The 9,181-nt window shown below is 37.8% G+C and carries 10 protein-coding genes; 8 read left to right on the top strand and 2 right to left on the bottom strand.

Annotated elements, in window-relative coordinates; translation table 11 throughout:
* Positions 1-124: 124 nt before the first annotated feature.
* Positions 125-1,294, bottom strand: coding sequence for a site-specific integrase (locus HC026_RS12005; RefSeq protein WP_168926152.1), 1,170 nt, complete (start codon positions 1,292-1,294; stop codon positions 125-127).
* Positions 1,295-1,343: 49 nt separating this feature from the next.
* Positions 1,344-2,279 (bottom strand): helix-turn-helix domain-containing protein, encoded by a 936-nt coding sequence (locus HC026_RS12000; RefSeq protein WP_168926151.1) that lies wholly within the window; start codon positions 2,277-2,279, stop codon positions 1,344-1,346.
* Positions 2,280-2,443: 164 nt separating this feature from the next.
* Here HC026_RS12000 and HC026_RS11995 point away from each other — a divergent pair, with 164 nt between their 5' ends.
* The 8 genes from HC026_RS11995 to HC026_RS11960 all read left to right on the top strand — a co-directional run bounded on the left by HC026_RS11995 (position 2,444) and on the right by HC026_RS11960 (position 7,979).
* Positions 2,444-2,626, top strand: a complete 183-nt coding sequence (locus HC026_RS11995) for a hypothetical protein (RefSeq protein ID WP_168926150.1) — start codon at positions 2,444-2,446, stop codon at positions 2,624-2,626.
* Between the two features lie 14 nt (positions 2,627-2,640).
* Positions 2,641-2,940 carry a helix-turn-helix domain-containing protein gene (locus tag HC026_RS11990; RefSeq protein WP_168926149.1) on the top strand — a complete coding sequence of 100 codons (300 nt, stop codon included), beginning with the start codon at positions 2,641-2,643 and terminating at the stop codon, positions 2,938-2,940.
* Positions 2,941-3,154: 214 nt separating this feature from the next.
* Entirely contained in the window at positions 3,155-3,433 is a 279-nt protein-coding gene (locus HC026_RS11985) for a hypothetical protein (protein WP_168926148.1), read from the top strand.
* Between the two features lie 16 nt (positions 3,434-3,449).
* A complete protein-coding gene (locus HC026_RS11980; protein WP_168926147.1) occupies positions 3,450-5,900 on the top strand; it encodes a phage/plasmid primase, P4 family in 2,451 nt (816 codons plus the stop codon).
* 324 nt (positions 5,901-6,224) lie between these two features.
* On the top strand, positions 6,225-6,680 hold the full coding sequence (locus HC026_RS11975; protein ID WP_168926146.1) for a hypothetical protein: 456 nt from the start codon (positions 6,225-6,227) through the stop codon (positions 6,678-6,680).
* A 204-nt stretch (positions 6,681-6,884) separates the two neighbouring features.
* Positions 6,885-7,376, top strand: a complete 492-nt coding sequence (locus tag HC026_RS11970; protein WP_168926145.1) for a hypothetical protein — start codon at positions 6,885-6,887, stop codon at positions 7,374-7,376.
* A complete protein-coding gene (locus tag HC026_RS11965; RefSeq protein WP_168926144.1) occupies positions 7,377-7,793 on the top strand; it encodes a hypothetical protein in 417 nt (138 codons plus the stop codon). It abuts the gene before it with no gap.
* Between the two features lie 3 nt (positions 7,794-7,796).
* Positions 7,797-7,979, top strand: coding sequence for a sporulation protein Cse60 (locus HC026_RS11960; RefSeq protein WP_168926143.1), 183 nt, complete (start codon positions 7,797-7,799; stop codon positions 7,977-7,979).
* The last annotated feature ends 1,202 nt before the right edge of the window (positions 7,980-9,181 follow it).

The following is a 9,181-nucleotide window of genomic DNA, read 5'->3' as shown; positions in this document are numbered from 1 at the left end:
GATGGGCAGTCAGGGTATTGAACCCGACTTTCTTAAAACCCTTGAAAACACTGGTTTCATGCGTATTAAATCGAATTTTATTTTTAGCGTGATGTACAAAATGATGTACATTGCCACGTTTTAATTAGTTATCAAAGTAGTTTGCCAGCTTTTCGGCTGCCTGATTATCCTGATGTTTAGTAACGTGAGTATAGATGTTTAAAGTAGTCTGAGCGTCTTCATGACCTAAACGAGTTTGCACCTCTTTGATGGTAGCGCCTGCTGCAAATAACATACTGGCGGATGTATGCCTGAACCCGTGGACGGTTATTCTTTTTAACTCATCCGTGTGGGTGGCGTTATAGTCTTTGATGATCTTATTCAGCCATTTAGCCGGTGTGTTGAGTGATTTAAACTTGTTCTTACTGTTAGCAAAGATGAGCTGACCTTTGTTCATGGTGTTAAAGCCTAGAAGCAAATACTCACGTTTCTGGTGTGCTCGCCAGCGTTTAAGGTAATTCATGGTAGTTGGGTCAAGTGATACCTCACGCCGTCCCTTGTGGGTCTTAGGTGGCTGTATGATTTGTTTGCCACGCTTACCTTGTGTGAGGGTCTTATTAACAGTCAGTGTGGACTTACTAAAGTTAACATCATTCCACGTGAGGGCTAAACATTCACCTCTACGGACACCAGCGAACGCCAGCACTCGAAACAGGGTAAACTTCTCTAGTTCAGTGTTTGGGTCAATGCAATTAAAGAAAGTGGTGAGCTGTTGCTTGTCCCAAAAGTTCTCAGGCTTACTACCCCAGCTTTCTTTTTTCTTAGGCATGGTGATCTTAGTAGCAGGATTATCACCGTGCATATAGCCATGCTTTAGAGCAAAGTCGAAAATTGCCACGGTATACTCATACCAGCGCTTATAGTTATAGCTGACTGCTTTGTACCACTTGTTAACGGCTCGTTGTACCTGATTGATGGTGATTGTACGGATGCGCTTGTTACCAAAAGCTGGTAGTATATGGTTGTTGAACATGCCAGCAGTACGCGCCCACGTACTCTCACGAACGGTATTAACATACTCTTGATACCACTGTTCATACACCTGACTAAATAGAATATTGTTTACTTTCTGAACGTCACCTTGACTGATTGCAAGTTCCTTGCGACTAGCTGCTAAGGTGGCTTCTTTTTTTGTCTTAAAACCTCGTTTAAGGACGTGCTTAGGTTTACCTGTCTGTGGGTCTAAACCGCCATACATTGAATACATATAGCGCTTGTTACCATTCTTTAAAGTGTAACTGATAATGCTTGCCATAATAGTTACCGTTCCTTTCAGCGCCAGCCTGTGAACGGTATGTAACTAGTTATTGGTCTTTCTTTGAATCAAAAAGATGATTAATGAGCTGGTTTGCTACGAATGATTCTTGTCTATTATTTCTCACATCAACGTTAGAAACTGAGGCAGCAGAACCATTTGTTAGGTCAAATGCTACAGTCCTTTTTTCTCCATAATAGCCGTTAGTGAAATGCCAAAAGAAATAGATAGAATTTGTTAATTCAAACTTTGTCTTAGTAATTATTTGCTGTGATAGGTCTTTTATCTCATCATCCGTAGTAATAGTTTCCAATGTATCGAAAGACAGTGGAGTATATGACATTATTTTTGCATACAAGTCAGAATTTTGTTTCTTTATCTGAGTTAAAGCTGTTGGTTTAAAACTATCCATATCGATTGAAAACAGATACTTTTTATATTGATTATCGAATGATATTGCAATTTTGCGTTCTGCATCTTGCAAGTTAGACATATCCTCAGTAGGAATCTTTGAAGCAAGTTCTTCACGTAATGAAGCACTATTAAAATTAAACTTTATGTCATATTTAGAGCCTAGCGCTCTAGCGGTTTCTACATAAAGATCATGTTTTGCTTGTTCCATTTTAAGATCTGTTTGCGTATCAAAGCTAGTCGTTGCCGTGAGTGAGTAAATGGAATAGAAAAGCTTTGTTTCTGTTTGACTTTTTATAATAACAAAAGTGGTCAGTGCATTATCATTTGTGCTAACTTTTTGTGAAAAAACATCTACAACCTCATGGGTGTAATCTCTAACGGAAACTAATTCATCCAGTGTGATATTGAGAGCTTTACAAATAGTTATTAGCGTTTCAGTTTTAGTTTTGCCTGGCAGGTCAGTAGCATTATTCAATTTAGACAAGGTAGTTCTACCTAAGCCTGATTGTTCAGCAAACTCTGAAACTGAGAGATCTCGATTCTTTAATAATTTTGAAAGATTAATTTTCATTTATCACACTCCCTTTACGCACATTATACTGGTTACTATAGTGAACGTCAACAACGTACTTGTTTTTCGTAGTGATAAGTGATATATTTACACCATAGTAATTAGTGCGAACAATTAGTTATGTATTGAGTGCTATAGTAAACAGAAAGTGAGGAATCAATAGTATGGTACAAAATCAGGCTTTACGTGACAAAATCTATGTTAATCGCTTGCGTAACTGGGAAGTTGCGCAGGCTGTAGGCATTGCGGATTCGACCTTTTCCAAGTGGTTACGCAAACCGCTAACGGATGAACAACAGAAACGTGTTGAAAAGGCAATTAGTGAATTAACAGCCGTTAAACAGTAGAAAGAGGTGATCTTATGAGTGACACATTACAGGTAGTCTTACCACCGGATGCAAGTGAACAGCTACGTTTACAGTTTGTAGCACTGCTTAACTCATCCGTGGAAGAGGTTAAAAAAGCTAGTGCTGGACAATTAGGCGACTGGCTCAAAGGCAAAACTGGAGTAGCAGCTTACTTAGGTATTTCCACAGCGACAGTTACTAAGATGGTTAACCAAGGATTACCGGAACATTTCATTGAAGCAGCACCTAGTTTAACTTTTTTTAGTAAATCAGAAGTTAATAGTTTCATTCTTAATGACGGTGTGAACAACTAATAAAACAAGTCGCCAGCCTGTGATCGGAGTTTCACCGTTGTTATTATGGATAGACAAAAAAGCACAGAACGTATAGTACGAACTGTGCTGGTAGGAGTTAGAAAATGAAAAAGGGTATAAAAAAAGTCTGTGTACTCACCAAAGTAACCACAGACTATCGCATTCAGACATGCAATTTATATCCTTATTATAGCCAATAAGGAGTGTGCTTTCAATGAATAATGAAATTCAAGATTATGGTGATGCTAGTGCTGAGGCGCATCACAATAAAGTATTACTTAACGTGGTTTTAAACCAGATTGATGAAATGGCGGATGAGGTTCACGCCTATAATCGTAAGCCTAATAAAAAGCTGGCATCTGATATTCTGCTCAGTGCTGTATGTAACGGTGAGGGCATCCGTGAGATTGTTTTTCAAGTGTTATCAAACCTCGATGATATTTCTAAACGGTTAGAACAACTGGAAAGACAACGATTAACTAACCATAAATAAAAAGGAGGGATGCAATTTGTATGATTACTCGAATATCCCACAGGAGTTAAAAGAGCAAAATATTTGGGGCATTTTTGTTACTAGAAAGTATCCCAAAGGTGACAAATTAAATAAAATACCACTAAATCCAACTACTGGAAAAGGTATTAGTACATCTGAACCAGCAGACTGGACTACCTTTGAAAGAGCAAAGACAGCTTATGAAAATAGTACAGCTAATGCAGCAGGACTAGCAATGCTGGTACATCCGCCCTATGTGTTTCTAGATTTAGATCACAAAGAGGCTAATGATCCAATTACCAAGGAATTTTTCAAAGTAACAGATGGTTCATACTGTGAGCGTTCCATTTCTAAACATGGCTTTCATATCTTTGTTAAAGGACATAAGCAAAACTCCCACACTAAGGGTTCAAAATTTGGAGTAGAAGTATATGATTCCTTGCGTTTCTGTGCAGTGACTGGTGATAGTTTTAATGGTTCAAATGTTATCAAAGCGATACCTGACAAACCATTGAATAATCTCATTGATAAATACTTACCACCCACAGAGGGGAATATAATACCAGATCACAAGGCAGTACAGGGACACACGGCTTTTACGGATGATGATGAGTTAATTAAAAGAGCTGCTAACGCTAACGATCGTGGTGTATTTAAGTCATTATTCTATAAAGGTTGGAAAGGGCTTTATCCTACTCAATCAGAGGCCGACTGGGAACTAGCTCAGAAATTAGCATTTTGGACTAACAAAGATTTTGACCAGATGGATCGAATATTTAGGCGTAGTAAGCTGATGCGTGATAAGTGGGACAGTAAGCGTGAGCAATCTACATACGGCGCAAAAACCCTGAATAAGGCAATCCGACATGCAGTAAACACGTTTAAAAAGCATCCTAATAAGTACCAGTTTGATTTTAACGATAATACTGAAAAGCCGGTTGGTGACTTTAATACATTCATTAAATCTAAGAACTCTAGAGTTAAAACCGGTTATTATTCATATGATGATACCGGCATGGCGGAGCGTGTAGTAGACAGCTTTCATAAGCAGTTTATTTACATCAAGCCAGAAGATACTTTCCATTACTGGAACAAAAAGGTTTGGAAATTAGATAATAGCCTAGTGATTGCTCAATGTGTTAATCAGGTCGTTGAAAAGCTACCACAGGAGCCAGTACACGTTGACAGTAAGATAACGGATAGCACCAATAAGACTGATGAAAAAAAGCTCACTGAGGATGCTATTACAGCCAAAAGAAAATTTATTACGAGAGAGCGAAATCACCGTGGAAAAGTTAGCGCTATTGAGGAAATCAAACCGTTAGTTACAGTGGAACCCGATAAACTGGATGCAGATAACAGCTTAACTAACACACCAGCCGGTATTGTTAAAGCAGATTTTACTCACCGTGAAATAAAGTTGATACCACATGATCCTAAATACTTGTTAACGAAAATTACAAACGGTGGTTCAACTACTGAGCATCCGTATAAAGGCTCACGCTGGGAACAGTTTTTAAAAGAAATATTTTTAGGTGATGTAGAACTAATTGAGTTTATGCAGCGTGCAGTAGGATATTCGTTGATTGGGCTGGGTAAAGAGCGCAAGATGTTTATTCTCTATGGTGATGATACAGATGATAGCAGGAACGGTTCTAATGGGAAAAGCGTGTTCCTTGATGCTATTTCAAATACGTTAGGTGACTACTCATGGAAAATGAACCCTGATTCAATTATTGCGGCTGAAAAGAAGTTTAGCAATGGTTCAAATGCTACTCCTGATATTGCAGCATTAAAGGGTAAAAGATTTGTCACAACATCTGAGATTGAAGATGGTGCTAAGTTAAATGAGGCTCGTGTTAAATCATTAACATCTCGTGAACCACAAAGCGCACGAGAGCTATACAAGTCAGAAACTAACTTTATAGCAACGTTTACAATCTGGCTATCCACTAACTACAAACCACAGTTGAATGGCACTGATGCAGGTATCTGGAGCCGTTTAGTATATGTACCGTTTCTAGCGAAGTTTACTGAAACTAGTGATCCTAAAATTGATATTGAGTTACCGGCAAAGTTAGACGCGGAGCAAGATATTATCTTTGATTGGGTAATTGATGGAGCGGAAGCATATTTAAAGGACGGTTTATGTATTCCACAGCAGATCATAGATAATAATGAGCATGAGAAGAACAAGCAAGATATAGCACAGCAGTTCATTGATGACTGTTTAGAAGTAACGGATGATTCAAACGACAAAGTAAGTACACCAGAAATCCGTGTTGCATATAATGAGTGGTCAAAAACTAATCATCAGTCACTTTCTTTTCAAAGGCTATCTAAACGATTAAAAGATAAATTAGGTAATAATTACCAACGCTCAAATGGTCAACGATTGTATGTAGGTGTGAAGCTGTTAAATAAGATAAATCAGCAACGTAAAGTAGTCCCTATACATGCCAGTTAGTGACAGCAGTGACAGGTGAGTGACAGTATTTTAAAAGTGCTGTCACTCTTATAAATACCGGTATATCAAGGATATTGGCTTATAGTGACAGCAGTGACACCACATTTAGAAAAGTTATCTATACAAAAATAAATAAGTAAGTATAGAAGCATATAAGTATAGTAAAAGAAACTTTCCTAGAATTGCTGTCACTGCTGTCACCGTTACCGGTAAATCGTTGATGTAACAGCGTTTCGAACAGTGACAGCATTCATTTACCGGTGTCACTTGTGCTGTCACTTTATTGATGTACTGTCACTGTGGAAGTTAATAATTGAGGTAATCATGAATTGGACGAAAATTAAATTAATCTATGGTCAAGGTGAGCAAAGTCAAAAGATGTTAGATAGCTTTGTGGATCAATATGGGTTTAACCGCTGTTCACCGTATTATCGGGTACATCATTTAGACCAGCTATTGAATGGTGAGCGTAGCTATAACAGAGGCAGAGCAGTTCAGACTAAACTAGACCGTCAAAATGTCATAGATCATGGTGAGCTGTTTAAAGTGAATGGCACAAAAAGAGTGGTGCTGGTTAGCCATAATTATCAGACTTACCGGAGAGTACGTGAGATGTTCTGGTGTGTTATTGATTTAGGACTACGAGCAGTAGTATTTGATTCTAAAGCAAGTTACTACAATCAGGGTGAAACGATTATGACACTGGTAATGTCGAAATCAACTTATCAGTATTACCGAAAGCAAATAATTAGTAACCCGAATTTAATCTATATCATTTAAATAAATACAGATGGTGCAACTATTTTTGATAGCCCCCTACCATGAAATGCTGATATGACGCAATCACAGGGAGCGGACACACCACCTTAAACTGTGATAGATTCGTTTTTGAAATAAAAAAATATGCAATTTAAGTATTAGATCAACCCGTGTTTAATCTATGTTGTCTGGTGAATTTAATCTGTATTTTGGGGTGGTGTATGTGTGGATGAGTTAGAGCGATCAATCATTACTGGTTATCTGAAACTTGATAATACTATTCGAAACATGCAGGAGCGTATTCACAGTATGGAGAATGACTTCTACCACGCTCATAGTTTCATGAGTTCACCTAATGCTGTAGATTGTAACGGCAATGCTGTCAGTAATCAGAATGGTTTTAAGCTGGTTAATCAGTTAATTGAAGTAGAGCAAAATACGTTATTTGATATTAAAATCTGCCGGTATAAGCGGTATCAGTTCAGCCGGTACATACACCAGATAACCACGGATGATAGAGATTATTTGCAGCAGTTCTTTCTATTCAATACTGGTAGTAGTAACGACAAACTTAATGCACGTACGTTAGCTGAAATCGGACAAATAGAAGAGAGCACTGCATGGCGGTTTGAGCTGGAACAAGACGTTCATATAGAGGTAGCTCATGACGCCACTGCATCCGTCACTAATATGTTGAGCCTGTTTGAGGTGATATAAATGATTGAACGGCAATCAAATGATGGCGTGGTTAGAGATCAGGCATTCTGGAAAAAGTTAGCAGCTAATCAAATAGACTGGTATGGTAAACCCTTTGTTCCGTGGTGGGATCAGGACTGGAATATTCAGCAAACCGCTCATACTCTGGTTCGTATCTGGTGGAAAGCAGAGCATGAATTTGATTTATTGAACGAGTATGAACTACCAGCAGCTAAACAGATGTATTACCGGCTGTCGTACCTGAGCGTGGACGAATTACAGTTACTAAGGGATAAGTATTACCGTCCTGAAAATCATCCGTTAGGTGATAAACATTTAACCGGTAAGTATCACAAAACTACGGATGAAATTAGGCAATGGCGTTTAACCATATTGCGTAAGCTAAGTGCCTATCAAGATAAACCTAAAGGAGAATAACAGATGTTAAAGGTAAAGGTTATTTCAAGTTGGAATGAAGTAAAATTTGAAACAAAACTACAGCAGTTCTTAAACAGTATTAGTCGTACAGACAGTTTAAAAAGTATTCAGTATTCAACGGGTGTAGATCCTGAAGATGATGGAACGTGTCATAGTGCGTTAGTTATGTACGTTAGTAATGATTAGTAACCACAGAGCCAGTGCTTAATTGCACTGGTTTTTTAGTGCCTAACAGACGCATTCTAAGCAACAGTTCAGTAACAGTTGCTACCAATTATACGTACTAGTTCTATAGTGAAACCTGTCTAAACCTTACCTTGGATATGTAGAAACATGGCATTAATTGTCGGTAAATGTCGGTATGAACTTGTCAAAACTTGTCATTAAAACATGACAAAACATGACATTAAACTACCTGCGAAAACCTGCACTTTTATGGTTTAGTAATATTTACAGTGGGGGGTCAACAAAACACTAATGTATTGGTGTTTCTGATGGTTATGTGAGTAGACAAAACCTAATAAAACCTAACCTTTTTACAGAGATAAGAGGTTGGCAAAAGCTGATATTTTTAGCGTATTATTCGAAGTTGTCGGACATGGTAGCAGGGACGCAAAACCTGACAAAACCTGACATTTTTTAACATTCACTACCTGAGGAAACCTGAACCGATATGTCATATTTGTCGGGTCTTAAAAAAGAAATTTAATTGCAAATGTGAGCATTATATTGTATTGAATCAATAGCTAATTGTGGAAACAGATTAGGAAACAGTTTTGTGATAGTGAATAGCTGTAATGGCTGATGTATCAATGCTTATAGCACTTATAAAACTTGCTAAAGTAGGGGTTGGACGCTGTGGAATTGCTATTTACGCAGGGTAAAAATATGCTCAGTATAAGTGAACGTAACTGAACATCGTAGAGGGTCAATACAGGTTTGAAATACTCACAGAATACGATTTTTAGTAATAGCGTGTTCACTTCATTAGGTAGACAAAAGTAGACAATTCAGAGACTTTTAAAAGAATACATTAAGTAGTGAAAGCCTTGCTATAATAGGCAGCAAGACCACTTGTTAACACAAGTTTTGCGTGCGATTGTACACCTATGTATTATTACTACTAATTACTATGTTGCTATGAATGAAATAGTATAAATAATTGTACTTATAGGCAAAATAAAAAGCATCCGTTATTAACAGATGCTCACCCGTTCAAGACTGGCGACTATATTTTTATATGTGTTGGTTCCGTGATGTACATAATGATGTACATTGAATGTCACTTTAAGGGTATTGATAAAAATCTAGAAAAGAAAAAAACCAGCAACCACGGCGATTTAACGCTGCATGGAAGCTGATTAGTGTTGTTCGATGGGCAGTCAGGG

The sequence above is a fragment of the Secundilactobacillus angelensis genome, assembly GCF_012641075.1.
GTDB classification, from domain to species: Bacteria; Bacillota; Bacilli; order Lactobacillales; family Lactobacillaceae; genus Secundilactobacillus; species Secundilactobacillus angelensis.
Note: the sequence above shows the minus strand (reverse complement) of the source record. Positions and strands in the feature narration are given on the sequence as shown.

Bases quoted from the DNA above. Each gene is read 5' to 3' on its own strand.
- HC026_RS11985 (WP_168926148.1), top strand. From the start codon at position 3,155: ATGAATAATGAAATTCAAGATTATGGTGATGCTAGTGCTGAGGCGCAT.
- HC026_RS11960 (WP_168926143.1), top strand. From the start codon at position 7,797: ATGTTAAAGGTAAAGGTTATTTCAAGTTGGAATGAAGTAAAATTTGAA.
- HC026_RS11965 (WP_168926144.1), top strand. From the start codon at position 7,377: ATGATTGAACGGCAATCAAATGATGGCGTGGTTAGAGATCAGGCATTC.
- HC026_RS11975 (WP_168926146.1), top strand. From the start codon at position 6,225: ATGAATTGGACGAAAATTAAATTAATCTATGGTCAAGGTGAGCAAAGT.
- HC026_RS12005 (WP_168926152.1), bottom strand. From the start codon at position 1,294: ATGGCAAGCATTATCAGTTACACTTTAAAGAATGGTAACAAGCGCTAT.
- HC026_RS12000 (WP_168926151.1), bottom strand. From the start codon at position 2,279: ATGAAAATTAATCTTTCAAAATTATTAAAGAATCGAGATCTCTCAGTT.
- HC026_RS11995 (WP_168926150.1), top strand. From the start codon at position 2,444: ATGGTACAAAATCAGGCTTTACGTGACAAAATCTATGTTAATCGCTTG.
- HC026_RS11990 (WP_168926149.1), top strand. From the start codon at position 2,641: ATGAGTGACACATTACAGGTAGTCTTACCACCGGATGCAAGTGAACAG.